The sequence below is a fragment of the Acinetobacter sp. A47 genome (assembly GCF_000805455.1).
Taxonomy (GTDB): domain Bacteria; phylum Pseudomonadota; class Gammaproteobacteria; order Pseudomonadales; family Moraxellaceae; genus Acinetobacter.
In genome coordinates this window covers 79,541-104,226 of the sequence record NZ_JSUS01000027.1, presented here as the reverse complement: position 1 = coordinate 104,226, position 24,686 = coordinate 79,541, and the positions used below count along the sequence as shown (strand labels likewise).

Below are 24,686 nucleotides of genomic sequence, written 5' to 3'. Positions count from 1 at the left end.
TATGTTGAAATATTGCATTGTTGTCCCGGTCTATAATCATCCTCATTATCTTGTCGAGCTGGTTCAGTACCTGCAACGGTTTCCCTATCCGGTTATTCTGGTAAATGATGGCAGTAATGCCGAATGTACCGCAATTTTGCATCAGCTGGCACAGCAGTATGAGCAGGTAGAACTGGTCGAGCATCCAGTCAATCTGGGCAAGGGGCAGGCAGTCATGTCTGGCCTGCAACATGCTTCGCGGCTGGGAATGACGCATGTACTGCAATTAGATGCAGATGGACAGCACTGCTGGGAAGATGTGGCAAAATTTATTGAAATCTCACAGCAGCATCCTCAGGCGATGGTGATCGGGCAACCGGTCTTTGATGCCTCGATACCGAAAAAGCGGCTTTATGGACGTTATGTCACCCATTTCTGGGTCTGGCTAAACAGCTTGTCGTTTGAAATTAAAGACAGTATGTGCGGCTTCCGTATTTATCCTCTGGCAAAGACCCTGGCCGTACTTGAAGCTGTCGCCTTTCAGCCCAGAATGGGATTCGATAGTGAAATTCTGGTCCGGTTAAAATGGGAAAATACGCCCTTTGTCAATGTGCCGACCCGGGTTATCTATCCGGAACATGGGGTATCACATTTTAATGTGTGGCGTGATAATCTGGGTTTAAGCCAGACACATGCCCGCCTGTTTGGGGGAATGTTGCTACGCTTTCCGAAACTGATCTGGCATAAGTTCAAGGCGGACTGATGACGACACCGCAAACTTCGCAGGATCGCTGGTATCAGGTTAAAGAGCGGGGAGGGATGCTGCCGCTGCTGCTGATGCTCGGGTTTTACCGGTGTGGCGGGCGTTGGCTGTGCCGTGTCGTGCTGTACTTTATTATTATGTGGTACTGGCTGTTTGCCGTAACTGCACGCAAGGCATCATTGCAATATCTACAACGTCTGCACCAGTTTGCAGGAACACAATCGCCATTTGACACCTTGCCGAACTGGACCAATAGCTATACGCATTTTATGCAATTCGGTGAATGTATTTTAGATAAAATTGAAGGCTGGCTAGGGCATATTCCGGAACAGCAATTACAGCTATCCGGACATGAGCATTTTCAGCAGCATTATCAAAAAGGCACCCTTATTGTGGTATCGCACTTTGGTAATATCGAGTTATTGCGTGCGGTCAAATCTGAACATCCACAAAAAATTAATGTACTGGTCTATCAACGACACGCGTCTCAATTTAACCGGTTTTTAAAAAAAATTAATGCAAAGGCCGACGTCAATCTAATTGCGGTAGATGAACTGGGGATTGAAACCGCGATGCTGTTGCAGGACAAGATGGAGCAGGGAGAGTGGGTGATCGTGGCCGCAGACCGTGTTCCCGTGCAATCTGATCGGGTGCAAACGATCCCATTTCTGGGCAAAGCCGCTGACTTTCCGCAGGGAGCATGGATTCTGGCAAACTTGCTGAAAGTACCGGTACTGGCTGTCTTTTGTTATCGTGCCGGGCACAGGTTTCAGGTACATATTCACCGCATTGCAGACCGGGTACAGCTACCCCGTAAGGACCGGTTGGCCAGTATGCAGCAGGTTACCCAGACATACGTGGCGGTACTGGAGCAGCATTGCTTGCGGGCACCCTATCAATGGTTTAATTTTTATCAGTTCTGGACAAAATAACGTGAATGCAAGTCAAATTGGAGCAAGGGTCAAGCCTGTTTTGACCGTTGGGGAAGCCGCGCTCAGTATCGAAGATGTCGTGGCGGTTGCCAGACAGGAATGTCTGGTTGCATTACCGGCATCGGCAGCATGGCGTGAGCTGATCCAGCGTGGTGCTGACTTTTTAGATCAGCTGTTGCTGGATGAGGGGGTAATCTATGGGGTAACCACCGGTTATGGTGATTCCTGTCTGGTTGAAATTCCCATGCATCAGGTCAATGAGCTGCCTTTGCATTTGTCCCGTTTTCATGGCTGTGGTTTGGGCGAAAATCTGGACCTGATCACGGCACGAGCGGTTGTGGTGACGCGTCTGTGTTCTCTGGCACGCGGTTATTCCGGTGTTTCTCTGGCCCTGCTGGAGCGTCTGGTCTGGATGCTCAATGAAAATATCATTCCTGTGATTCCATCAGAAGGCTCTGTCGGTGCAAGTGGTGATCTGACCCCATTGTCCTATATTGCGGGTGCTCTGGTCGGGGAGCGTGATGTCTATGCCCAAGGCCAGATTGTGCCGATTGCCCAGATCTATGCCGACAAAGGCATTCCACCACTCATCTTGCGCCCGAAAGAAGGTCTGGCACTGATGAATGGCACCGCAGTGATGACGGCGATTGCTTGCTTAAACTATAAAAAAGCTGAACAGGTGGCATTGGCCAGTACCTTGATCACAGCCTTAAATGTACTGGCACTTGAAGGGAATCCAAGCCATTTTGATGAGGTTCTGTTTGCGCAAAAGCCGCATCAGGGGCAGCAACTGATTGCACAGCAACTACGTGAATGGCTGAATAGTGAAGTACAAACGGCACATCAAACTCCACGTTTGCAGGACCGTTATTCCTTACGTTGTGCACCGCATATTATTGGAGTGTTTGAAGATTCCAAAACATGGTTACGCCAGTTTATTGAAAATGAATTAAACTCGAGTAACGATAATCCGTTGATCGATCCTGTGAATTTACGGGTACTGCATGGTGGACACTTCTATGGCGGACATATTGCACAGGCCATGGACAGTTTGAAGATCATGATTGCCAATATTGCCGATCTGATGGACCGGCAAATTGCCCAACTGGTCGACCATAAAATGAATCATGGTTTACCGCGTAACCTGACAGGAGCTGGTGCAGACCGCTTACCGCTGAATCATGGCTTTAAAGCCGTGCAAATCGGGGTGTCGGCCTGGACGGCTGAAGCCTTGAAGCATACCTTGGCCGCCTCTATCTTCTCTCGTTCGACCGAATGTCATAATCAGGACAAAGTGAGTATGGGCACCATTGCGGCACGGGATGCCACGCGTGTGATTACCCTGACGCAGCAGGTTCTGGCAGCCTTATGTTGTGCCAGTGTACAGGCGGTGCATTTAAAAGGCGGGGTCTCACAACTGAGTCCAACGTTGAAAGCCTTTGTGGCCTGGACCTTACAAAGTTTTGCATTACTTGAAGAAGACCGTCCATTACAAACCGAACTACAACAAATCATTGATCGTTTCGACAACTTTGAATTGTTGAATCAGTTTCAGCAACAGGTCTAGGAGCGACAGATGCACGCAGAGGTAATCATTGAAATCCCTTTTCATGATGTCGATACCATGAATGTGGTCTGGCATGGACATTATTTAAAGTATTTTGAAATCGCACGTTGTAAGTTGCTGGAACAGTTTAATTATAACTACAACCAGATGCGAGCTTCAGGCTATGCATGGCCGGTGATTGAAAGTCATGTACGTTATGTACAGGGCATTGAGTTCGAGCAGAAAATCAAAGTCCGTGCCATTTTAAAAGAGTGGGAAAATCGTTTAAAAATCGAGTATTTGATTCTGGATGCAGAAACTGGACGCCGTTTAACCAAGGGTTATACCACACAAGTTGCGGTGAACATTGCCACTCGTGAAATGTGTTTCCAGTCCCCGCAAATTTTACTGGACTGTTTGAACGGCTGGGAAGCATTTAAGGAGTATCAGCATGATTAATCTGTTCTCGAGACTCTTACAGCGCCTGCTGCAAAAACGTCACTGGTTAGCACTGCACAGTGTGGTGTGGAGCGTGTTGCTCGGTTTTAGTATGGCAGCTTCTGCCAATACCGGACAGGTCTCATCGATTTTTAAGCAGCTGTCTCAAAGTGAGATCGTGCGTGCCGATTTTGAGCAGCAAAAGAAACTGGCAAGCTTGAATAAAACTTTTATATCCAATGGGGCATTAACCTTTGCCAAATCCAGTGGTGTGCTGTGGCAAATTAAGCGTCCTGTGCAGGCAGACCTGATCGTTACGCCAAAGAAACTGGTACAGAAAACGCAAAGAACCTATAGCCAGATCCAGATTGAGCAGTCACCGTACAGTTCGGTTGCGACTTTATTTTTACAGTTGATGTCGGGTGATGAAAAGGCACTGGCGAAGAATTTTAATGTCGTATCGGCGGATTACCGGCCAACGGGCTGGAGTATTGCCCTGACGCCTAAATCAGGATTGTTTAAAAAACTGTTTGTGCGAATTGATGCGCAAGGGCAGCAATATGTGAATAAAATTGTGATTCAGGAACAAGCCAATAACAGCACCACGATTTTATTCCGTCAGCAAACGACTCAACCGAACCAACTCACGGCTGCTGAAGATGCGCTTTTCCAACTGGCAAAATAAATTTACCGCCATCTGGTTAATTGTTTTAACCCTTGTTGGACTGGCACTTGCAATTGCATGGTTGAAGAAAGATATTCATATCCAGACCAATATCTTTGCGCTGTTGCCTGAAACCCAGCACAATCCGGCACTGGCTAAGACCCAGCAATACATGGGTGACCAGCTTAACCAGAAAGTCTTTGTGGTTGTTGAGGCACAAGACCAGCCCGCACTGGAGCAGGCCACAAGACTGTTAGGAGAGAAGGTACAACAGAGCGGTTTATGGCAACCTCTGAAACCCCAACTCGATTTAGAACAATTTTCCAAACAGTTATATCAGCATCGGGCAGGCTTGCTGAACCAGCAAGACCGGCAGTTCTTACAGCAAGGGGATTATGAAGCACTCACTGAGCAGAGCCTAATGCAACTCATGAGTGTCGGCATGCCGATTACTGCGAGCTCGTTACAGCAGGACCCCTTACTGCTTTTTCCGCGCTATATGTTCGGCGTGGCAAATCAGGTTTCGAGCAATATTGAACTGGAGCATGGTTTTGCGACCATACACGATGACCATAAAATTTCACGTTTGTTGGTACTGGAATTAAAACAGAGTCCTTATAACATCGATTATCAGGAACAGGTCACAGGCTGGATTGAACAGCTAAAACCGCAGCTTGCACAGCTCAAGGTCAAGTCACATTGGACCGGAACCATTTTATTTTCTAATTTCGGTACCCAGTCGGCAAAACAGGAAATTTCAACCATTGGCCTAGGTTCGACTTTTGGTCTCATTCTCCTGGTCTGGTTCGGTTTCCGTTCATTTCGTCCACTTATCACTGAATTTATCGCCGTGTCGACGGGCAGCTTGCTGGCATTTGCTGTGACCCATCTGCTATTTGGGGAAATTCACCTGATGACACTGGTATTTGGGGCAAGCCTGATCGGGGTCTGTGTCGATTTTTCTTTCTATTTTATGGCGATGCAATCGCAGCACCGTCAACTGGATGGCTTTAAAATTCTAACCCCTTTGTTACCCAGCTTGTTTATGGGCTTAATGACAACGGTGGTGGCTTATATTTTTCTCAGTTTCACGCCATTTCCAGCTTTTAGACAAATTGCCGTGTTTTCGATTGTCGGTCTGGTTGCAGCGTGGATCACCAGTGTGTTGCTATTGCCTCGTTTGCCGCCGTTAAATGCGCAGCCTGCCATTCGCCGTCTGATCTGGATCGGGCAGGCAAGACAATGGTTCCAGCAACATCAGAACCTTCGTTATGGCTTTATTTTAACTATTCTGGTGATCGGGGGAGTCAGTCTATTCACTTTGCAAGCGAATGATGATATCCGTAATTTGCAAAGCATGGACAGCAAGCTGAAACAGGAAGATCAGTATATTCGTTCCCTGTTCGGGCAACAGCAAAGTAGCGACTATTTTGTGGTGCGGGCAAATTCAGGCGCTGAGCTGGAACAGCAGGAGTCAAAATTAGTCCAGCAATTGCAACACCTGCAGGCACAAGGCCAGATTGAAAGCTTTCAGGCCTTGGGACAATGGATTCCACCATTGACCGAGCAACAGCAGAATGTGAAATTGCTGCAGCAAATTCCAGTGACAGCACTAAAAGAATATGCAGCGCAAATGGGATTAAAGTTTGCAGATGTACAGCAGTGGCAACAACAATTACAGCAGCAGCCTTTATTAACAGAGCAGGTTTTTCAGCAGCATCCATTGGCATTTTTACAGCCGAATCCAACTGAACGTCTGGTGATGGTCAGTGGGGTGAAACAGGCGAAATTATTGCAGCAGCTTGAATCAGAGCAGATTGCTTTCCAGCAACCGGTCAGTACACTCTCCACAGCATTTGCACAACACCGCCAGCAAGCCCAGCACTTGTTGATCTATGCCGTGTTGGGACTGGCGCTGGGGTTAGGTTTGGTTTATGGCAGGCGTTCGGTCATGCCCCTGGTCTTGCCTGTGACCCTGGCGCTCGTCAGTACCTTTGCCGTACAGGCATGGCTAGGTGTGGAAATCAACCTGTTTAGTATCATGGGGACCTTCCTGATCATCGGGATCGGGGTGGACTATGCGATTTTTTATCGCCATGGACATGACCACCCGCAAGTGGTTGGCATGGCATTGTTTTTGTGTATGATGTCGACCTTATTGGGCTTTGGGCTTTTGTCCTTGAGTCATACTTATGCAATTCACTGTTTCGGTCTCACTGTATTACTGGGCGTCATCTTTTCATTTATTTATGCAACCTTGCTGACACCGGCCGATCAACATCATATTGTAAATTTACAAGAGCATTAGAATAGTGACGTTTTAGGGGGGGGAGATGGATACTGTACAACATACCGATGTGGTGATTATTGGGGCTGGGCCTTCGGGCAGCTCAGCAGCAGCTTTGCTGCGTCAAAAAGGCTATGCCGTGACGGTAATAGAAAAGCAATATTTTCCACGCTTTTCAATTGGTGAATCGCTGTTGCCGCAGTGTATGGTGTTTCTGGAAGAAGCGGGACTGCTGGACACGGTGCGTGCGCATGTGGCAGAACATGCATTCCAGTTTAAAAATGGTGCAGCATTTTTATGTGGTGAGAAACGCAGTTACTATGATTTTACTGAGAAATTTAGTGAAGGTCCTGGTACAACCTGGCAAGTCCGCCGTGCCGATTTCGATCATTTACTGGCGCAGCAGGCACAGCAATACGGTGCGGATATCCGTTTTGGACATGAAGTCATTGCAGTCGATGTCGAGGCTGAACATCCGGTGCTGACGGTGAAGGATGAAGCTCAGCAACCCTATCAAATTCAGGCCAGATTTTTACTGGATGCCAGCGGTTTTGGGCGCATCTTGCCGAAGTTTCTAGAATTGGAAAGTCCGTCAAACTTCCCGGTTCGCCGTGCCTTATTTACTCATATTGAAGATGGCATTGGTGAGCGTGCCGATTTCGATCGTGAGAAAATCCTGATTACGGTACATGAAAAAGACCGCCGGGCCTGGTACTGGCTGATTCCTTTTGCCGATGGCCGCGCTTCGTTTGGTGTGGTGGCAGAGCAGGATTTCTTTGACCGTTATCATGGTGACGATGCGACACAAAATGAGCCAGAGGCGTTATTGAAACGTATTCTGGCAGATGATCCTGCATTATCGGCTGTATTGCAGCAAGCAAAATTTGATACACCGGTACGTAGCTTGGTCGGTTACTCTGCCAATGTAAAACACTTGGCCGGACGTAATTATGCCTTGCTCGGCAATGCGGGGGAGTTTCTTGATCCGGTATTTTCTTCAGGGGTAACCATTGCCCTGAAATCTTCCAGTCTGGCGATTCCTTTGCTGGATCGTATGTTGCAGGGGGAAGCGGTTGACTGGATGCAGGAATATGAAATGCCTTTACGCAAGGGCATTCAGGTGTTCCGTGCCTATGTAGAATCCTGGTATGAAGGTGAGTTTCAGGATGTGGTATTTGCAACCCAGCAAAATGAGGGAATCCGCCGCATGATTGCTTCCCTGCTGGCGGGTTATGCATGGGATGATCACAATCCGATTCATAAAAATGCCAAACGCCGTTTAAGTACCTTGGCAGAGTACTGCCGTGAAGGTATGGCACAAGAGAAAGCCTTAGAGGTTTAATATGCAACGGATTTGGGCCAGCCTAGTGTGCTGTAGTGTATTGTTATTTACCGGTTGTCAGCTCACACCGCATGCGCAAGGGCTGCAAAGCAGTCACTGGCCTGCACAGAACTATCAACGCCAGGATCAGGTTGAAGTACAGTGGAAAGACAAAAGCTTTAGTTTTTTACTGTATCAGCAACAGCAGGGGCAACAGCTGAGTCTGGTCGGTCTAGGACTGACAGGACAAGCCTTGTTTCAGCTCCAGTTTGATGGACAGCAGGTCAAGGTACAGCAACGCATTGACCAGATGCGCTTACTGCCTTTTGAGTTTGTGGTACGGGATATTTTATTTGCAACCTATCCTGAATTTGCAACCTTGGGGCAACAGGGCGTCACTGTTGAAAATGATACCGATCAACAACAGGTATTGATTCAGCAGAAAGTTATTTTGCAGATCCGGAAAAATGGCAATGCCATTGAGCTGGATAATGTGCAAGTGCCTTATCGCATGACTTTAAGCCCGATTGAAAATACCTTAAATAGCGATCAGCCTGAGCAAGGGAGGCAGCCATGAACCAGTCGTTATCCCTGCAAGCACCGTTGCAAGCGGTTGGTATTCCGGTCAGTGTCGGACTGTCGGCACTGGGGCAGGAGATTCAGCATATTCGCGAACATTTAACGACGCCCGCCAATCCCCTGACACTGGAAAGCGGACTGTTAGCCGATCGTCCGGTTTGGGTCGGGCGTTATGCAGAGGCGTTAATTGACAAGGTGCCAGAATCGTTAAAGACCTTTGCTTCGCGGAATCTACGTTTTGCCCTGACGGCGCTGCAAAAAATTGAGGTTGAACTGCAACAGCAGACTGCCGGCATTGATCCAACACGTCTCAGTATTGTGATGGGAACTTCAACCTCGGGCATTTCTGATAGTGAACAGTTGCTGAAACAGTATTTTAATGGCAATACATCGCTTGAGATTTCTTATCAGCCACAGGAAATGGGCTGTCTGGCGAAAGCCCTGCAACGCTATCTGGACTGGCAAGGTGCGGCCTATACCATTTCGACGGCTTGTTCATCGAGTGCCAAGGCCTTTGCTGCCGGACAACGTTTGATTCAGGCAGGATTGGCCGATGCGGTTCTGGTCGGTGGGGTGGATACCCTATGCCAGCTGACCTTAAACGGCTTTAATAGTCTGGAAAGTTTATCGGCGGACATTTGCCAACCCTGTGGCATCAATCGTGACGGCATTAATATTGGTGAAGCCGCTGCCTTGTTTTTACTGACCAGAACTTCTGCACCGATCATGCTTTATGGTGTAGGCGAGTCGATGGATGCCTGGCATATCTCGGCACCTCATCCTGAAGGTTTGGGTGCCGCGACTGCAATGCAGCGTGCGCTGGAGAGTGCCGCGATTACAGCTGAACAGGTCGGCTATATCAATTTGCATGGCACTGCGACACCGCAAAATGATGCCATGGAAATCAAGGCAATCCGGCAAGTCTTCCCGGGCCAGCATGTGGCGATCAGCAGTACCAAGCACAAGACCGGACATTGTCTGGGAGCTGCGGGTGCAATAGAGGCTTTTATTTGTACTCAGCTATTAAAAGATCAGCACTGGTTGCCAGTGCATCAACACACAGACATTGATCCTGATCTGGCAGATCAAAATTATGTTTCTGAGCCTCTGCTGGCCGGGAACATCAATTATGTATTGAGTAACTCTTTTGCCTTCGGGGGCAGTAATATCAGCTTGTTATTTGGCGCGGGAACATAAATGAAACTGGATGCAATTCAATATATTCCGCATGAACAACCCATGATCTTCATTGATCATCTTGTGGAAGTCCATGAAGGTTATGCCATTGCCGAACTGAGCATTCGCCCCGGGTTAATGTTCTGCGAAGCAGAAGGTTTGCCGACCTGGACAAGCATTGAAATTATGGCACAGACCATCAGTGCCTATTCCGGCTGGATGGGGCAGCAATCACAACAGCCGCCCAAGCTCGGATTCCTGTTGGGAACACGAAAAATGCAATTGCCTTTTTCCCATTATGCTTTAGGAAAAACACTGACAATTCGGGTTGAACAGCAATATCTGCATGAAGGTTTAGGGCAGTTTTCATGCGAAATTCACTGCGATGAGCAGGTGATTAGTGCCATGTTAAGTGTTTATGAGCCGACAGATCAATCGACACAGACTTTATCGTTTTAGGAACAACCATGCATAGAAGAATATTAGTGACAGGCTCAAGTCGCGGGATTGGCAAGGCAATTGCATTGCAACTGGCCCGGGCCGGTTTTGATGTCACCATTCATGCGCGTTCGCGTGAAGCGGAAGCCGCACAAGTGGTTGAGCAGATTCGAGGTCTTGGACAAAACAGCCATTATTTACTGTTTGATGTGAATGAACGTGAGCGTGTTAAAAGCTTATTAGAACAGGATGTGGAACAGCATGGGGCTTTTTATGGCGTGGTGCTAAATGCCGGCCTTACCCATGATGGGGCTTTTCCAGCCTTGACCGATCAGGACTGGGATGAAGTCATTTCGACCTCGTTAGATGGGTTTTATAATGTGCTTAAGCCTTTGATTATGCCGATGATCCATTTACGTCAAGGTGGACGTATTGTCACGTTGTCTTCGGTATCGGGCATTATGGGCAATCGCGGACAGGTAAATTATAGTGCAGCCAAAGCAGGGTTGATCGGCGCGACCAAGGCATTGGCTCTGGAGTTGGCCAAGCGCAAAATTACGGTGAACTGTGTTGCACCCGGCCTGATTGAAACGGAAATGGTCACAGAGGAAGTTAAAGAGCACGCCTTAAAAATGATTCCGATGCAACGCATGGGACAGGTCGATGAAGTGGCTGGCGTGGTGAAATTTTTATGTTCAGATGAGGCATCTTATATTACCCGTCAGGTGATTTCGGTCAATGGAGGACTGATCTGATGAAGCGTGTTGTGGTCACAGGCATGGCAGGTATCACCTCATTAGGTGAAACTGCAGATGAAATTTTTGCACAATTCCATGCGGGTAAAAGTGGTATTTGCTATATGCCGGAGTGGGAGCAATATCCAGATTTAAGAACCAAACTGGCGGGACCTGTCGCCAGCTTTCAGGTTGCCAAGCATTTTAACCGCAAGGTTACGCGTGGTATGGGACGTGTGGCCCTCATGTCTGTGATCAGTGCGGAAAATGCATTACACGATGCGGGACTGATTGATCACGAGATCTTGCAAAGTGGTGATGCCGGTGTGGCTTTCGGTTCTTCTGCGGGGAGTGTTGATGCCGTTCGCGAGTTCGGCAATATGCTGATTGATCAGGATATGAGTAAGATCAATGCCACCACTTATATCAGGATGATGTCGCATACCAGTGCTGTAAACATGACGGTTTACTTCGGTTTAAAAGGCTTGACCTTACCGACTTCAAGTGCATGCACCTCGGGCTCAATGGCGATTGGTCAGGCTTATGAAGCGATCAAATATGGCAAACAGACCGTTATGATTGCCGGAGGCGCAGAGGAACTGAGTGCCGCAGGTGCCGCCGTGTTTGATGTGCTGTTGGCGACTAGTGGCATGAATGATCATCCTGAAAAATCACCACGCCCATTTGATACGCAACGTGATGGCTTGGTGATTGGTGAAGGTGCCGGCTGTCTGATTCTTGAAGAATATGAACATGCCAAGCAGCGTGGAGCCAAGATCCATGCTGAGATTATGGGATATGCCAGCAATACCGATGGACAGCATGTCACCCGGCCTGATACTGAAAGAATGGGACAATGCATGCAAATGGCGCTGAAAGATGCCCAACTGGACGCCAGCCAGATTGACTATGTCAATGCGCATGGCACTTCTACCGATCAGGGTGATATTGCAGAGAGTCAGGCCACTGCACGGATACTGGGACGTAAACCGATCAGCTCCTTAAAAAGCTATTTTGGACATACGTTAGGGGCTTGTGGTGCCATTGAGGCCTGGTTAGGGATTGAAATGATGCAGCGCGGACAATTGATTCCAACCTTGAATCTGGATGAAGTCGACCCGCAATGTGGCGATCTGGATTATATTGCTCGACAGGTAAGAACGGGTGATATCAAGATCATGATGAGCAATAACTTTGCTTTTGGCGGTATTAATACGTCACTGATTTTTAAACGTGTAACATAACGAGGGGCATAATAATGTCAATGAAACAATTATTTCTAGCAACAATTCTAAGTACAGGTTTCGCTGCATCTGCTCAAGCAGCAGATACGGTACATAATTTTGACTTTAAAGCGGCTGTGGATCGTGCAGTTGCTGATGGTACTTTAGATGGAACCGTAAAGTTCTATCTGAAAGGCACCCAAACCGGTGGCAAGGTGTTAGAGCAAGATATCGTGACCAATCAGAAGACCAATGGTTTTGGTAAGTCAGCTGAAAAGTCATGTGACTGGGTACTTCGTTCTGCATTGATACAATTAGACAAAGCCGCAAAAGCGCGTGGTGCCAATGCCGTGACCAATATTGTGAGCTATTTTAAAAAGAATGAATCCCAAAACCCGACTACCTATCAATGCTATAAAGGCATGGCAGTGGCGAGTGTTGCATTAAAAGGCGATATCGTTAAGTTCTAAATGATGCGATGAGGTTAAGCCAATGACGACACGTGCAATTGAAATCCATGTTCAGGCATTGGCTCAACTGCTTGAAAAGCATAAAACAGATTTTCCCGATTTAACAAGCTTCAATCATTATAAAAAGCAGCAGATTCAGGCCCGGCGTAATCAGCTTCTGGCTCAGCAGCTGGATTGTGCTGTCGATGACCTGATATTTGCCAGACATGAGCATGGCAAACCCTTTTTAAGTTCCCATGCCTTGCATTTTAATCATTCGCATAGCCAGCACCATTATGCGCTGGCAATGAGCGAACGTGTGCAAGATATCGGCATTGATATTGAAGAGCTGGACCGTAAAGTCCGTTATGATGCCTTGGCCCGGCATGCCTTTCATCCCGAGGAATACCAGATCTGGCAACAGCAAGAGCAGGAGCTTGAATACTGGTTTAGAGTCTGGACCACCAAGGAAGCAATTTTAAAAGCTTCCGGACTGGGGATTCGTCTGGATCTGAATAGTTTAAATACACAGGTGCATCCCTCCAATCAGGGCGGCATGTGTTCGCATCCATTGATTGGTACTTTTGCCTACCAGAACTTTATCCTGAACCAGAAAATCGTAGTCACCCTGGCATGGCGGGCAGAGCAGTCTTGCCGAGGTTTTCAGTTTCCAAAAATTCAGATTGTTCAGTATTAAAACGGCGTCAGATAGAGCAGATTTTAACGCGATAAAAAATGCCAGCATATTGCTGGCATTTTATTTGAATCCAAAAGGAGAGGAATTTAAGGAATCTCTTCTTCTTCAAATTCAGGTTTCACTTGAACAATAAAGTCCTGACGATTCAGACCACGCCATAAAGCGAATGCTGTACCGATATAGATCGATGAGTAAGTTCCCACGAATACCCCGACAAACATGGCAACCGAGAACCAGTGTAAGCCATCACCGCCCAGGAACATCATGGCAAGAACCACAAGTAACAAGGTCATCGAGGTGTGGATGGTACGACGTAAGGTTTCTGTCAGTGCAATATCAACGATCTCACGCGGTGTTGCGCCACGAATCTTACGGAAGTTCTCACGGATACGGTCCGATACAACGATGTTATCGTTGAGCGAGAAACCGATCACGGCAAGTACCGCTGCAAGTACGGTTAAGTCGAAAGGCCATTGGAACAATGCGAATGCACCAATAATAATGATGATGTCGTGGAATAACGACATGACCGCACCCATCGCAAGCTTAAACTCGAAGCGGATGGTCACGTAGATCAGCATCAGGATCAAGGCCAGTGCAACAGCACCTGCAGAACGTACATACAGCTCATTCCCGACGGCACCACCCACAGAGTCTACTTTATGGACTTCTACGGTGTTATTCGGCAATTGAACCGCTTTGGTGATGCTATTGCTCAGGTCTTCAACATTCAGGTCTTCTTGCACAGGCATACGCACGATCAGGTCAGTATTACTGCCCAGGGTTTGTACCACTGCATCTTTAAAGCCGGCACGGTCAAGTGCCTGCACCACTTGCGTTGGCTGAACGCCTTGCTTGTAGTTCAGTTCGGCAGAAATACCGCCCGTAAAGTCCAGACCGAGGTTCAGACCTTTGGTCACGATAAAGAAGATACTGGCAATCGTCAGCAGGATTGAGAAGATTGCCGCCGGTTTGGCAATCTTCATGAACGGGATAATTTTCAGGTTATCCGGGCGACCGTATTGTTTTGAGTCTGGTTGAGTCAGATCAGTCATGTGAATCTCCTTAAATACTCAACTTTTTCAAATTACGGCGTTTGCCATAAATGAGCTGGACGATGGCACGAGTAACGGTAATGGCCGTAAACATCGAACAGACAATACCGATCATCAAGGTTACAGCGAAGCCTTTAATCGGGCCTGTACCAATCGCAAACAGGATAAACGCAACCAGGAAGGTGGTGAGGTTCGAGTCAAGAATGGTGTTATAGGCCCGGTCATAACCCGCCACAATCGCCTGTTTGGGCGAGGCGCCCCAGAGCATTTCTTCCCGTATCCGTTCACAGATCAGGACGTTGGCATCGACCGCCATACCAATGGTAATGACGATACCGGCAATACCCGGCAGGGTGAGGGAAGCACCAATCCAAGACATCACGGTCAAGATCATGGCCAAGTTAAACACCAAGGCAAAGTTCGCGATCAGACCGAATAAACGGAAGAACACGATCATCCAGATGGCAACCAGCAAGAAGCCGATTTGTGTTGATAACACACCTTTGTCAATGTTTTCCTGACCCAGGCTTGGACCCACCACACGTTCTTCTACGAAGTACATCGGCGCAGCAAGTGCACCTGCACGCAGCATCAAGGCCAGCTCGGCCGCTTCTTGTGGTGAGTCCAGACCGGTAATACGGAATTGTGAACCCAGCACTGCCTGAATGGTGGCCGCATTGATCACCACAGATTCAGTATACGGGGTACGCACTTCAGTCTGAACGCCAGTATTCGGGTCTGCAACGTAAGAGATTTTCTGTTTATTTTCAATAAACAGTACCGCCATACGTTTGCCAACAGCACCACGGGTAGCATCAGACATGAGCTTACCGCCCGCCGTGTCTAACGTGATGTTGACTTCAGCGCCGCCTGAGTCCTGACTAAAGCCGGAGCTTGCGTTCTGAACACGTTCACCGGTCAAGATACGGTTACGCTGTAACAATAACTGACGACCGCTATCCAGTGACTGGTAAGCGAATACTTCAGTGCCAGGAGGAAGCGGCTGACCGTTATATTTACCGGTATACGGATCGATATATTGATCATTGCTGTCTGCAACCAGACGGAACTCCAGATTGGCTGTACGGCCCAGGACACGTTTTGCTTCCGCTGTATCCTGTACACCCGGTAATTCAACCACAATACGGTTGCTACCTTGTGTTTGTACCAAAGCTTCGGCCACACCCAGTTCGTTAATACGGTTACGTAAGGTGGTCAGGTTCTGGTTTACCGCATAAGACTGGATTTCCTGACGACGGGCATCGGTATAATTCAGCTTTAAGGTTGCACCAGATGAGGTTGCAACTGCCTGCTGGGTAAACTCATTGCCATTACGACGCAAGAAATCAGTGGCTGCATCACGGTCTGCATTATTGGCAAACTGAACCGTAATGGTGTTATTACTTAACGCCAGGTTGTTAAACTTGATTTTGTTATCACGGAATTGACGGCGTAGATCAGTCGCAGAGGTTTCCATACGCTGACTAATGGCCTTATCCATGTCAACTTCGAGCAAGAAGTGTACACCACCACGTAAGTCCAGACCGAGTTTCATCGGTTTCGCACCAATCTTTTGCAACCACTCTGGTGTCGTTGGCGCCAGGTTGAGTGCAACCACATAGTCATCACCAAGATCACGACGAAGCACTTCTTTGGCTTTTAACTGCGCCTCAGAAGAGCTTAAACGTAATAATGCCGCATTGTTGGTGAAGCTATTGTCGTGACTGCTAATATTGGCAGTTTTTAAAATCTGCTCAGCTTTTTGCACGATGGTCTGATCGATCTTGGTGCCGGCTTTCGCGCCAGAAATCTGGACGGCAGGCTCATCTGGATACAGACTTGGAAGTGCATATAACGTACTGATCACAAGGACAACCAGGATCAGTAAATATTTCCATGCAGGGTAACGCATTCGCTTTCTTCTTAAATGAAAAAGTCGTGCTGAGGCACGACTATTTTATGATTAAAGGTTATTTAATGTGCCTTCAGGTAATACTGAAATGACACTCGCACGCTGGATTTTTACCTCAACACCGCGAGTAAGTTCAACAACTGCAAAGTCACCTTCGAGTTTGATGATTTTCCCCATTAAACCACCAGCAAACACGATTTCACTGCCGACACCCAGGCTTTCGATCAAAGAACGGTGTTCTTTGGCACGTTTTGCCTGTGGTCTCCAGATCAAGAAATAGAAGATTGCGATAAATACCGCGATCATCAACAAGTTAGCCATCAAGCTTGGACCTTGTGTAGCAGCCGGGGCAGCGTGAGCAGTAGAGATGAAAAGACTCATTTCGTTTTCCTAAAATTAAAAAGCCAAAAAATTAACAATAAATTCCAATTCGTTTTGCAATGTACCTTGTCTTGCGGTCAGGCGCAAATCCTGATGCACTGACTGGACATCAGTCTTCTGGGCAAGGCGGAACTTCTAGTCCACGACGTGCATAAAAGTCCTGAACGTATTCGTCAAATGTGCCGTTATCCAGCGCATCACGCATGCCTTGGGTCAGGCGCTGGTAGTAACGCAAGTTATGGATGGTGCCCAGCATTGAAGCCAGCATCTCACCGCACTTCTCTAAATGATAGAGATAGGCACGGGTAAAGTTTTTACAAGTGTAACAGTCACAATGCGGGTCTAACGGCCCTTTGTCGTGACGATATTTGCTGTTGCGGATTCTGACCAGACCATCAGTCACAAAATAATGACCATTACGTGCGTTACGGGTTGGCATCACGCAGTCAAACATATCGACACCACGGCGCACCGCTTCCACGATATCTTCCGGTTTACCCACACCCATCAGGTAACGTGGTTTGTCCTGTGGCATTTTGTTTGGTAAATAATCAAGTACCTTGATCATTTCCTCTTTCGGTTCACCGACCGACAAGCCACCAATGGCATAACCATCAAAACCGACCTCTAACAAGCCTTTTAGTGACTCGTCACGCAGGTCTTCGTACATGCCCCCCTGAATGATGCCGAATAAGGCATTTTTATTCTTGAGCTGATCATGGTGATGGGTTTTACAACGTTTTGCCCAGCGTAAAGAAAGCTGCAATGATTTTTGTGCTTCTTCATGGGTTGCAGGGTAAGGGGTACACTCATCAAAAATCATCACGATGTCTGAGTTGAGTACATGCTGGATCTCCATCGAAATTTCTGGAGACAGGAACACTTTTGAACCATCGATCGGCGAACGGAAGGTGACACCTTCTTCCTTGATCTTGCGCATTGCACCCAGACTAAAGACCTGGAAACCGCCCGAATCTGTCAAAATCGGTTTATCCCATTTGATAAACTCATGCAGACCGCCGTGCTCTTTAATCACTTCCAGACCCGGGCGTAAATAAAGATGGAAGGTATTACCCAGGATAATTTGTGCCTGAATGTCTTCAATATCGCGCGGCAACATGCCTTTGACCGTGCCGTAAGTACCGACCGGCATAAATACAGGTGTTTCAACCACACCATGTTCTAGGGTGAGTCGACCACGACGGGCGCGCCCCGACTGGCCTAATTTTTCAAATTTCATACACTATCCATCAAGGCGAAAAAACAGTTCGCTGATCAAAAGCGGCTATTTTCCTTGATTATGGCGTCCAGTTCTACTACTAAATGTAGCGAGAGATAAAATAGATTTAGTTTGATAAGTTTTTAGTGATATTTGCTCGAATGTTGATGAGCAAATACTGATTTACGTGAATAAGGTTTTTGCATTTTGTAATGCGACATTTGTGAGGAAATTTGCTATCGAGATGGCGGCATGGATGCCGCCGCGTTAGACTGCGGTAGCAGGGATGTACCGTCAGTCTATGAACAGCGATTAAAGCTGTGCAAGGGTTTTGGTTACTTTTGCCAAAACAAAAGTAACTCCAACCGAAGGTTTTTACTGAAATGAGTGAGATAACTATAAGACGCTAATATGTTTAACTACCGCACTAAAAATTCGGTTTATAGTCAAAATTTTCAGTGGCCAGATTATCCTTAAACGGACGAATGCTTTTCTTGGATAAGGTCAGGGTATTGATCAGGTTATTGGGAAATACTTCGATCTGGTTATTAAACAGTTCCACGTTACGGTTAAAAATGGTAATCGCCGCACCGACGTTTTCGTTTTGCTCCTGAATATCATCCATCATCTTGCTATACAGCGCATCCGCTTTCAGTTCAGGATAATTTTCGACCACCACATTCAAGCTACGGATCAGCTCTTTGCTCATTTTCTCAATCTGTTGTAACTGCGAAATATCCGTGTCATTGACATTCAGATTCAGAATCTGCTGACGCAATTCAGTGACTTTTTCCAAGGTCGATTTTTCAAACTGGGTATATTGATCCAGCGTTGCTTCCAGGGCTTCTAGTGTCTTGACTTTCTGACGTTCAAAATTGGCCACTTCTGACCATGCCCGTTTGGTGGCATTAAAATAGCGTACGATGTTGTTGCGGATCGACACGCCCCAGACTATCAGCACCACAAAAATCCCCAAGAAAATGAGTAAACCTGTCATCGCTTGCCCCTTATTGTTATTGCGAATGATTAGCTAATTAAATTCAGCATGAGTTGCTGAAACTTCTGATACTGCGGCATGGTCATGGTGCGCAAGTGTCCGCGTAATGCCGGAATATCATGTATTTCACTGCGTTTACTGGCGGTTTGGAAAAGATTTTGTTCGCCTACATAACACAGGATTTGCTCTTGATGATGATAAATTAAATCACCGTTAAAATGTTGAAAAAAATCATGTAATTTTAAGGTTAGGCTCGGACTGACCTGCTTGGCCAACTGATGCTGATCCAGACCAAAAATATTCAGTTCCTGATTAATTAAAATATCACTGCTTTGCCATGCACTGCTATAGGGTTCAAAAAAACGGGAACGCTGATTACTGACCGCAATCCCCAAAGCCGGCATCTGAAAAATAAAGGCGCCCCATAAATCTTTATGGATCTCTTTGACGATTTTCTTATCGTTGCCCTGATCTTGCAAGATAGGCATTTCATTGACGTAATGATATTGAAAAAGCAGCACCTGATGCGTGGTATCACCATCATTCCATGTTGTGGAGGCGTATTGGGTGATTTGGTTGGATTCACTGCCACGGTTAAACAAGGGGAAATGTTGTTTTAACTTACTCATCACCAATAGCGGTTGTGCCTGAATCGGTAAATAAGCAGGCAATTGCTGAAAATGCAGGTCATAACGCAAAACCGTCATGCGTTGTTCAAGATAATCGATTACACGGGTGAGCGGTTCTCGCGGTTCATACAGCAGATAGGCCAGAAAACCGCTTAGAAATGCCCCGAGCAGGCTCCAGATATATTGAATATGCGGATGCAGAAAATAGCCAAACACCAGCGTGCCGATGCTGATGATGCCCAGTAAATAGGGCAGGGCATTAAAAAAACACAGATTATGATCTTCACGCCATGGATGCAGGGCATCTAACAAGTCCTGATCGCTGTGTGATTTTTGTCCAGCCTCCCACAAACGGGCAATGTTACGAAATACCTGCGCATTTTTTTTACGTCGGATATGGAGGGCCTGTTGTACGGTATCGATCGGCATGGCGCTTTTATGTCATTATAATTGCTGGGTATAAACTGAATTATGCGTTAAATTTCAGAAACTCAGAAGTACCTTGTCGGTTATTTTCACCGTTATAAATGCAATTAGAGGGTCTTGAGTAGACTGGAGTACGCATCTTGTAAACGCTGAAGTTTTGGCATTTGCAACTGTTCCAGCTTTTCAGCCAGTTCATTGATGCTCATGGCCTGAAACAAATAATTATTTTCAGCCAAAGGCGATTCATTCAATAACCAGCACATCAGGCCAGTGTGCGGATCGACATAAAAATCGCCATGAAAGGCCTGCATCATCTGCTCAAGTGCCAGTAAGCGCTCTGGGGTTAAAAATTTCACAAACTCAAATTCACTGACACCACTTTGCTGGTAATTCTGGTTAAAACGGATATCACTGGACTGCCATTCGATACCAAGATGACAACGGCTTTTATGTGCGGCTGAAATACTCACGCCTTTATAGGGAAAATTCTCCATCAGCACCCCCCACAAATCACAATGCGTGGTTTCCCAAACCTCTCTTCCCTGATCATCGGTTGTTCGGGTTAAATAGGTATAGTGATATTTAATTACTGAATAATCATAGGTTTTCTGTTTAAAGACCATTTTCCCAGTAAGCAAGGTTGTAACGGTATTATCTTTATCGCCGAGTTGAAATAAGGGCTGATCCTGTAATACATGAGTTAATGGCGTATTTTCATGATCAAACCGAACCTGATAGGTCTGTTCCAGCAGATAAAGCCTGAGTTCCTGTTTTAAGTTTTCCAGCTCAATGGTCGGAATCCGGTAACGCAGGCCAACAGCAAACAGAACCACAGAAACAATCAGGTAGTAGCCTGAGAACAAAAGGCCAGCCAATAAAAAAATCAGGCTGAATGTGGTCAGCGCCCAGTTCAGGTAATTCTTGATATACAGGTTTTGCTCGCCGTGCCAGTGTTTTAAGCGGTGAATAAGCGTGTCGGGTGTGGGGCGTTCTTCAAGCAACTGGCGAATGGCCTCAATATTTTCTAAGGTCACCTGATTATGCATAAATTGATTTTGAAAGGTTTTTTGAATTTTTTTAGAAATAAATGGCATGGTTTTTTAAATCATTATTCTGAAAAAAATAGGCTAAACCTGAATTTAGCCTATTGATTGTTTTAAGCGTCGAGTTTATCAATCAGCATGGCATCGCCATAACTAAAGAAACGATAACGTTGTTGCACCGCATGTTTATAAGCGGTCAGAATATTGTCACGATTCGACAATGCTGAAACCAGCATCAATAAGGTCGATTCTGGTAAATGGAAGTTAGTAATCAAACGGTCCACGATACAGAACTGATAACCCGGATAGATAAAGATCTGGGTATCTCCAGTCCACGCTGCAATTTGGCCTTGGTTGGCCTGTGCTGCGCTTTCCAGCGCACGGGTCGCCGTAGTGCCTACCGCAATCACCTTATTACCGCGTGCCTTGGTTGCCAGAATCAGGTCAATGGTGGCTTGCGGCACATCACACCATTCACTGTGCATGATGTGATTGGTAATGTCTGTAGTCCGTACCGGCATAAAGGTTCCTGCACCGACATGCAAGGTCACAAAGGCTTTCTGTACGCCTTTTGCTTCTAGTTTTTCTAACAGGTCTTGATCGAAATGCAGACTGGCTGTTGGCGCAGCAACACTGGCAATTTTTGCAGGGTCGTGGAACACGGTCTGATAACGCTCGGTATCAATCTCTTCGGCTTCACGGTTGAAATAAGGCGGAATCGGAAGCTGGCCGTATTGATCCAGTACCGACAAAATCGGTTGTGAAAATTTCACCACAAACAGGTTTTCATGACGGCCTTGTACAGTGACAGGAACCGCATCTTCACCGATATACAGTTCTGCGCCTGCTTTGGGTGAATTGCTTGATTTGATATGGCAATGGGCAGTGTGAGTATCCAGCATGCGTTCCACCAGCACTTCGATGGCACCGCCTGTGGCACGTTTGCCTTTTAAGCGTGCTTTCATCACCTTGGTGTCATTCAGCACCAGCAAATCACCTTCATCGAGCAGGTCGAGAATATCGGTAAATACATGGTCATGGTACTGACCTTGGGCATCGATATGCAGCAAGCGAGACGCACTACGACTGTCTAAGGGATAGCGAGCAATAAGTTCATCGGGAAGATCAAACGAAAAGTCGGAGAGTTGCATACATCTAAAACATTGCAAAAATTGGGCGTAGTATAGTCTTTTTTGCATTTTCTCGCTGAGTTCGTGTGTTTATTGAGAGAAAAATATCTGAGTGATTTAAAAGTGAGCAATAAGCGTAAGTTAGTGTTTGACAATAAAATCAAACAGGTTATTATACGCAACACAAAGCATCGCACTCTTCCCGAGGTGGTGAAATTGGTAGACGCGGCGGACTCAAAATCCGCTGTCAGAGATGACGTGTCGGTTCGAGTCCGACCCTCGGGACCAAGATTCAAAGACCCCAAGCTGGTATTAAAGGCTTGGGGTTTTTTAATGGAAAAATATTATTATAAATAGATTGCTAAAAAAATTAAAATTATGAAAAATGATATTTGATTAAATATTTGTATTATTTGGATAAATTATAAATTTTATTTTGTGCAAGATATAGATTGGTTTTTCATGTCATGTGAAAAATATTTTCAGGTTTCTACGCCTGATCACAGATTTTGCTGTGGGGAGAGTAAACTTTACTCTGTACTTAGAAGAGTAGCTTCGATATTATAATGACGTTAAAATTTTATAATAATTTGTTTTTTGAAGGGGGTTGAGGTGGGTGGTATTGATAATAAAAATGAATTATTAAATGATCATAATAAAGCTATTCAAGTTTTTAATATTTTTTTAGATAGAAAAGATATAAAAAAAGAAATAGAAAAAAATTTTGGATCTAAAGATTATTTAGATAGGATCAGTAGATACTTAGAAAATAGCAAAAAAATATTAGAAAATTTAGATGAATTAGATGATGAATCACATCTGGCAGCTTGGGCGCAAGTTATATCAATTAAAAGGGAAATTACTGAATGGAATTTTCAATGGGAAGATGAAAAGGAGTTCATAGGACACTTAATACCTATAACACAATTGGCTTATTCACTACAAAGTATTTTAGGTAATATAAATAAAATTAAAAAATTAAAAGAATATGAGGAAAGTGCTAAGGGTATAATAAATGATTTAAATGAGCAAAAGAAAGATTTAGAGGCGACTATTAGCCAAAGCAAAATTTTAAGTGATGATCTAAAGAATAAGAAAATAAATGAAATATTTGAAGATGATTCAGAGAGCTTTAAAAAAATAGCGCGAAGATATGAAATTTCATTTTATATGGTGTTAGCATTTTTATTTTTATACTTCTTTGGGTGGTATGTCGAAATTGATACATCAAATTTTAAGTTTAAATTTGCTGAACAGTTTCATGGCAATCATACACCGACATTTTATATTCAGAAAATATCACTACTTATTCTTTCTACTACTTTAGCAGCCTTTCTATTGAAGCGTTCATTTATGAATCGTCGCTTGGCTGATGAGGCTTATCGAACAGCAAAGGAACTTGATGCACTGCCACGCTATATGGAAGGAATGCCAGATGAGATGAAAGAAAAACTGCGCTTTGATCTTGCCTATAAATATTTTGGTAATGGTATACATCATAATAGTTATACTGGCGGTGAAAACTTAATACATGAGAATATTAAGGCTAATACAGAGTTTTTGAAATCTGTAAAAGATTTATCTAGTAGCAATGTAGATAAAGCTAAAAGTGAATCCGATCAGTAATTTAAATATTAAAAGAGATTCTATGAAAAGGTGTGAATAAACTTATATTGAACTTCTTGTTTGTCATACAACTCTTTTAGAGGTAATGCCTAAAGGCTATATATTTTATGTTTAATATTTTTGGGGGGATAAGGGAAATGATAAGAATGAAGCTGAACAATCAGATAATGAAATTTATAGGTGAAAAATAATGGCTGTAAATGTTGATATTAATACTCTTATAGCAAAATTAATTGAAGATGGAACAAACATATTTTTTATATGGATTGTTCTTATTCTTATTCTCGTATTTATAGGGTTGTACTTTACGGGAAAGTCAGGGTTTATTTCAAGTATTAAAGATTATTCAGAGCATTATAAAAATAAATTTGATAGAGAATTAGCAGAGAAAACTGCTTTCCTTAATGATTCAACACTTAGTGAATATAAGGATGGGATTCAACACCATATCAATGTATTAAAGCTAGGAAGATTTCTTAACTTTAAGAACAGCAATTTAGATGTTCTGTCATATATTTTGACATGTAAAGAGAAAGAGAGGGCGATCCGACTTTATAAAAGAGGAAATTCTTTTTTAACAAGAGAAAATGGTAGATTTAGAATAAAAGCTGGCTACTCGGACTCAAAAATTAAATGGATGGAACGTGCTGCTTTTTTCGTATATTTCACTTTGAACATTGGTATGATGAGTCCTTTCTTGATTGTAGAAATTTTTAAAGTCAATGAGATATTGGGTTATACAATTCCTAAAGTGACTTTCATAGAAAGAACTTTGTTGTATTTCCTTCCTGCTTTTATCTTATCAATATTAATTGTCCGGTCTTTACTTGCCCCAAAGTTTGCTAAGAAATTTTTGGAGCTTGAAAAGATAAAACCAAATGAACAATTAGACCTAGACTTTTAGTTATTGAGTGCCTAAGTTTTTAGAAGGATTGAAGAAGGCTATTAAACGTGTCAAGTTATCTAAGTTAAAATTTAATGAAATTTCACGTTTTGTTGCGAATTGATTAAATCAACAATTGCCTTTTCTGTTAAAGTTTGT

24 protein-coding genes and 1 tRNA gene are annotated in these 24,686 nt (G+C 45.0%); 17 read left to right on the top strand and 8 right to left on the bottom strand.

The window, feature by feature from the left end:
- The first annotated feature begins 1 nt into the window (after position 1).
- From OC23_RS06305 to OC23_RS06240, 14 genes are read left to right on the top strand one after another with little or no spacing between them, the layout of a single operon-like run.
- On the top strand, positions 2 to 742 hold the full coding sequence (locus OC23_RS06305; RefSeq protein WP_038343619.1) for a glycosyltransferase family 2 protein: 741 nt from the start codon (positions 2 to 4) through the stop codon (positions 740 to 742).
- Positions 742 to 1,674, top strand: coding sequence for an acyltransferase (locus tag OC23_RS06300; protein WP_038343618.1), 933 nt, complete (start codon positions 742 to 744; stop codon positions 1,672 to 1,674). Before OC23_RS06305 ends, OC23_RS06300 begins: the two co-directional genes overlap by 1 nt.
- 1 nt (position 1,675) lies before the next feature.
- Positions 1,676 to 3,241 (top strand): HAL/PAL/TAL family ammonia-lyase, encoded by a 1,566-nt coding sequence (locus OC23_RS06295; protein WP_038343617.1) that lies wholly within the window; start codon positions 1,676 to 1,678, stop codon positions 3,239 to 3,241.
- 9 nt (positions 3,242 to 3,250) lie between these two features.
- Entirely contained in the window at positions 3,251 to 3,679 is a 429-nt protein-coding gene (locus tag OC23_RS06290) for an acyl-CoA thioesterase (RefSeq protein ID WP_038343616.1), read from the top strand.
- Entirely contained in the window at positions 3,672 to 4,343 is a 672-nt protein-coding gene (locus OC23_RS06285; RefSeq protein WP_038343615.1) for an outer membrane lipoprotein carrier protein LolA, read from the top strand. The genes OC23_RS06290 and OC23_RS06285 overlap by 8 nt, the downstream gene beginning before the upstream one ends.
- Positions 4,318 to 6,630 (top strand): MMPL family transporter, encoded by a 2,313-nt coding sequence (locus OC23_RS06280; RefSeq protein ID WP_038343614.1) that lies wholly within the window; start codon positions 4,318 to 4,320, stop codon positions 6,628 to 6,630. The genes OC23_RS06285 and OC23_RS06280 overlap by 26 nt, the downstream gene beginning before the upstream one ends.
- A gap of 25 nt (positions 6,631 to 6,655) precedes the next feature.
- Complete coding sequence (locus OC23_RS06275) at positions 6,656 to 7,951, top strand: NAD(P)/FAD-dependent oxidoreductase (RefSeq protein ID WP_038343612.1); 1,296 nt, start codon at positions 6,656 to 6,658, stop codon at positions 7,949 to 7,951.
- A gap of 1 nt (position 7,952) precedes the next feature.
- Positions 7,953 to 8,507: a DUF3261 domain-containing protein gene (locus tag OC23_RS06270; protein WP_038343611.1), complete on the top strand. Its 555-nt coding sequence runs from the start codon at positions 7,953 to 7,955 to the stop codon at positions 8,505 to 8,507.
- Positions 8,504 to 9,706, top strand: a complete 1,203-nt coding sequence (locus OC23_RS06265) for a beta-ketoacyl-[acyl-carrier-protein] synthase family protein (protein WP_052209147.1) — start codon at positions 8,504 to 8,506, stop codon at positions 9,704 to 9,706. The genes OC23_RS06270 and OC23_RS06265 overlap by 4 nt, the downstream gene beginning before the upstream one ends.
- Complete coding sequence (locus OC23_RS06260; RefSeq protein WP_038343610.1) at positions 9,707 to 10,144, top strand: 3-hydroxylacyl-ACP dehydratase; 438 nt, start codon at positions 9,707 to 9,709, stop codon at positions 10,142 to 10,144.
- 8 nt (positions 10,145 to 10,152) lie between these two features.
- Entirely contained in the window at positions 10,153 to 10,878 is a 726-nt protein-coding gene (locus OC23_RS06255; protein ID WP_038343609.1) for a 3-ketoacyl-ACP reductase FabG2, read from the top strand.
- A complete protein-coding gene (locus tag OC23_RS06250; protein WP_038343608.1) occupies positions 10,878 to 12,101 on the top strand; it encodes a beta-ketoacyl-ACP synthase in 1,224 nt (407 codons plus the stop codon). Before OC23_RS06255 ends, OC23_RS06250 begins: the two co-directional genes overlap by 1 nt.
- A gap of 14 nt (positions 12,102 to 12,115) precedes the next feature.
- Complete coding sequence (locus tag OC23_RS06245; protein WP_038343606.1) at positions 12,116 to 12,550, top strand: hypothetical protein; 435 nt, start codon at positions 12,116 to 12,118, stop codon at positions 12,548 to 12,550.
- A 22-nt stretch (positions 12,551 to 12,572) separates the two neighbouring features.
- Positions 12,573 to 13,226, top strand: a complete 654-nt coding sequence (locus OC23_RS06240) for a 4'-phosphopantetheinyl transferase family protein (protein ID WP_038343604.1) — start codon at positions 12,573 to 12,575, stop codon at positions 13,224 to 13,226.
- Between the two features lie 86 nt (positions 13,227 to 13,312).
- Here the strand turns inward: OC23_RS06240 and secF are convergent, their stop codons facing one another.
- From secF to queA, 8 genes are all read right to left on the bottom strand, one after another.
- A complete protein-coding gene (gene secF, locus OC23_RS06235; RefSeq protein WP_038343600.1) occupies positions 13,313 to 14,281 on the bottom strand; it encodes a protein translocase subunit SecF in 969 nt (322 codons plus the stop codon).
- Positions 14,282 to 14,291: 10 nt separating this feature from the next.
- Positions 14,292 to 16,193, bottom strand: a complete 1,902-nt coding sequence (gene secD / locus OC23_RS06230) for a protein translocase subunit SecD (protein ID WP_038343599.1) — start codon at positions 16,191 to 16,193, stop codon at positions 14,292 to 14,294.
- 51 nt (positions 16,194 to 16,244) lie between these two features.
- Positions 16,245 to 16,574 (bottom strand): preprotein translocase subunit YajC, encoded by a 330-nt coding sequence (yajC, locus tag OC23_RS06225; RefSeq protein ID WP_004775585.1) that lies wholly within the window; start codon positions 16,572 to 16,574, stop codon positions 16,245 to 16,247.
- Between the two features lie 109 nt (positions 16,575 to 16,683).
- On the bottom strand, positions 16,684 to 17,814 hold the full coding sequence (tgt, locus tag OC23_RS06220) for a tRNA guanosine(34) transglycosylase Tgt (protein ID WP_038343597.1): 1,131 nt from the start codon (positions 17,812 to 17,814) through the stop codon (positions 16,684 to 16,686).
- A 406-nt stretch (positions 17,815 to 18,220) separates the two neighbouring features.
- Positions 18,221 to 18,790 carry a LemA family protein gene (locus OC23_RS06215; protein WP_009513072.1) on the bottom strand — a complete coding sequence of 190 codons (570 nt, stop codon included), beginning with the start codon at positions 18,788 to 18,790 and terminating at the stop codon, positions 18,221 to 18,223.
- 29 nt (positions 18,791 to 18,819) lie between these two features.
- Positions 18,820 to 19,848 (bottom strand): membrane protein, encoded by a 1,029-nt coding sequence (locus OC23_RS06210; protein ID WP_038343595.1) that lies wholly within the window; start codon positions 19,846 to 19,848, stop codon positions 18,820 to 18,822.
- A 104-nt stretch (positions 19,849 to 19,952) separates the two neighbouring features.
- Complete coding sequence (locus OC23_RS06205; RefSeq protein ID WP_038343594.1) at positions 19,953 to 20,939, bottom strand: hypothetical protein; 987 nt, start codon at positions 20,937 to 20,939, stop codon at positions 19,953 to 19,955.
- Between the two features lie 62 nt (positions 20,940 to 21,001).
- Complete coding sequence (queA, locus tag OC23_RS06200; RefSeq protein WP_038343593.1) at positions 21,002 to 22,039, bottom strand: tRNA preQ1(34) S-adenosylmethionine ribosyltransferase-isomerase QueA; 1,038 nt, start codon at positions 22,037 to 22,039, stop codon at positions 21,002 to 21,004.
- Between the two features lie 180 nt (positions 22,040 to 22,219).
- Here queA and OC23_RS06195 point away from each other — a divergent pair.
- The 3 genes from OC23_RS06195 (at position 22,220) to OC23_RS06185 (ending at position 24,548) form a co-directional block, all read left to right on the top strand.
- Positions 22,220 to 22,306, top strand: a tRNA-Leu gene (locus tag OC23_RS06195).
- A gap of 324 nt (positions 22,307 to 22,630) precedes the next feature.
- A complete protein-coding gene (locus OC23_RS19340) occupies positions 22,631 to 23,644 on the top strand; it encodes a hypothetical protein (protein WP_052209146.1) in 1,014 nt (337 codons plus the stop codon).
- Positions 23,645 to 23,834: 190 nt separating this feature from the next.
- Complete coding sequence (locus OC23_RS06185) at positions 23,835 to 24,548, top strand: hypothetical protein (RefSeq protein ID WP_038343590.1); 714 nt, start codon at positions 23,835 to 23,837, stop codon at positions 24,546 to 24,548.
- Positions 24,549 to 24,686 lie beyond the last annotated feature (138 nt).

Excerpts from the sequence above, each read along its gene's own strand:
- OC23_RS06280 (WP_038343614.1), top strand. The coding sequence starts at position 4,318 with ATGCGCTTTTCCAACTGGCAAAATAAATTTACCGCCATCTGGTTAATT.
- yajC (WP_004775585.1), bottom strand. The coding sequence starts at position 16,574 with ATGAGTCTTTTCATCTCTACTGCTCACGCTGCCCCGGCTGCTACACAA.
- OC23_RS06275 (WP_038343612.1), top strand. The coding sequence starts at position 6,656 with ATGGATACTGTACAACATACCGATGTGGTGATTATTGGGGCTGGGCCT.
- OC23_RS06240 (WP_038343604.1), top strand. The coding sequence starts at position 12,573 with ATGACGACACGTGCAATTGAAATCCATGTTCAGGCATTGGCTCAACTG.
- OC23_RS06265 (WP_052209147.1), top strand. The coding sequence starts at position 8,504 with ATGAACCAGTCGTTATCCCTGCAAGCACCGTTGCAAGCGGTTGGTATT.
- OC23_RS06250 (WP_038343608.1), top strand. The coding sequence starts at position 10,878 with ATGAAGCGTGTTGTGGTCACAGGCATGGCAGGTATCACCTCATTAGGT.
- OC23_RS06210 (WP_038343595.1), bottom strand. The coding sequence starts at position 19,848 with ATGCCGATCGATACCGTACAACAGGCCCTCCATATCCGACGTAAAAAA.
- OC23_RS06300 (WP_038343618.1), top strand. The coding sequence starts at position 742 with ATGACGACACCGCAAACTTCGCAGGATCGCTGGTATCAGGTTAAAGAG.
- secD (WP_038343599.1), bottom strand. The coding sequence starts at position 16,193 with ATGCGTTACCCTGCATGGAAATATTTACTGATCCTGGTTGTCCTTGTG.
- OC23_RS06305 (WP_038343619.1), top strand. The coding sequence starts at position 2 with ATGTTGAAATATTGCATTGTTGTCCCGGTCTATAATCATCCTCATTAT.
- OC23_RS06205 (WP_038343594.1), bottom strand. The coding sequence starts at position 20,939 with ATGCCATTTATTTCTAAAAAAATTCAAAAAACCTTTCAAAATCAATTT.
- tgt (WP_038343597.1), bottom strand. The coding sequence starts at position 17,814 with ATGAAATTTGAAAAATTAGGCCAGTCGGGGCGCGCCCGTCGTGGTCGA.
- OC23_RS06260 (WP_038343610.1), top strand. The coding sequence starts at position 9,707 with ATGAAACTGGATGCAATTCAATATATTCCGCATGAACAACCCATGATC.
- OC23_RS06245 (WP_038343606.1), top strand. The coding sequence starts at position 12,116 with ATGTCAATGAAACAATTATTTCTAGCAACAATTCTAAGTACAGGTTTC.
- OC23_RS06290 (WP_038343616.1), top strand. The coding sequence starts at position 3,251 with ATGCACGCAGAGGTAATCATTGAAATCCCTTTTCATGATGTCGATACC.
- OC23_RS06270 (WP_038343611.1), top strand. The coding sequence starts at position 7,953 with ATGCAACGGATTTGGGCCAGCCTAGTGTGCTGTAGTGTATTGTTATTT.
- OC23_RS06185 (WP_038343590.1), top strand. The coding sequence starts at position 23,835 with ATGGCTGTAAATGTTGATATTAATACTCTTATAGCAAAATTAATTGAA.
- OC23_RS06255 (WP_038343609.1), top strand. The coding sequence starts at position 10,153 with ATGCATAGAAGAATATTAGTGACAGGCTCAAGTCGCGGGATTGGCAAG.
- OC23_RS06215 (WP_009513072.1), bottom strand. The coding sequence starts at position 18,790 with ATGACAGGTTTACTCATTTTCTTGGGGATTTTTGTGGTGCTGATAGTC.
- OC23_RS06285 (WP_038343615.1), top strand. The coding sequence starts at position 3,672 with ATGATTAATCTGTTCTCGAGACTCTTACAGCGCCTGCTGCAAAAACGT.
- secF (WP_038343600.1), bottom strand. The coding sequence starts at position 14,281 with ATGACTGATCTGACTCAACCAGACTCAAAACAATACGGTCGCCCGGAT.
- queA (WP_038343593.1), bottom strand. The coding sequence starts at position 22,039 with ATGCAACTCTCCGACTTTTCGTTTGATCTTCCCGATGAACTTATTGCT.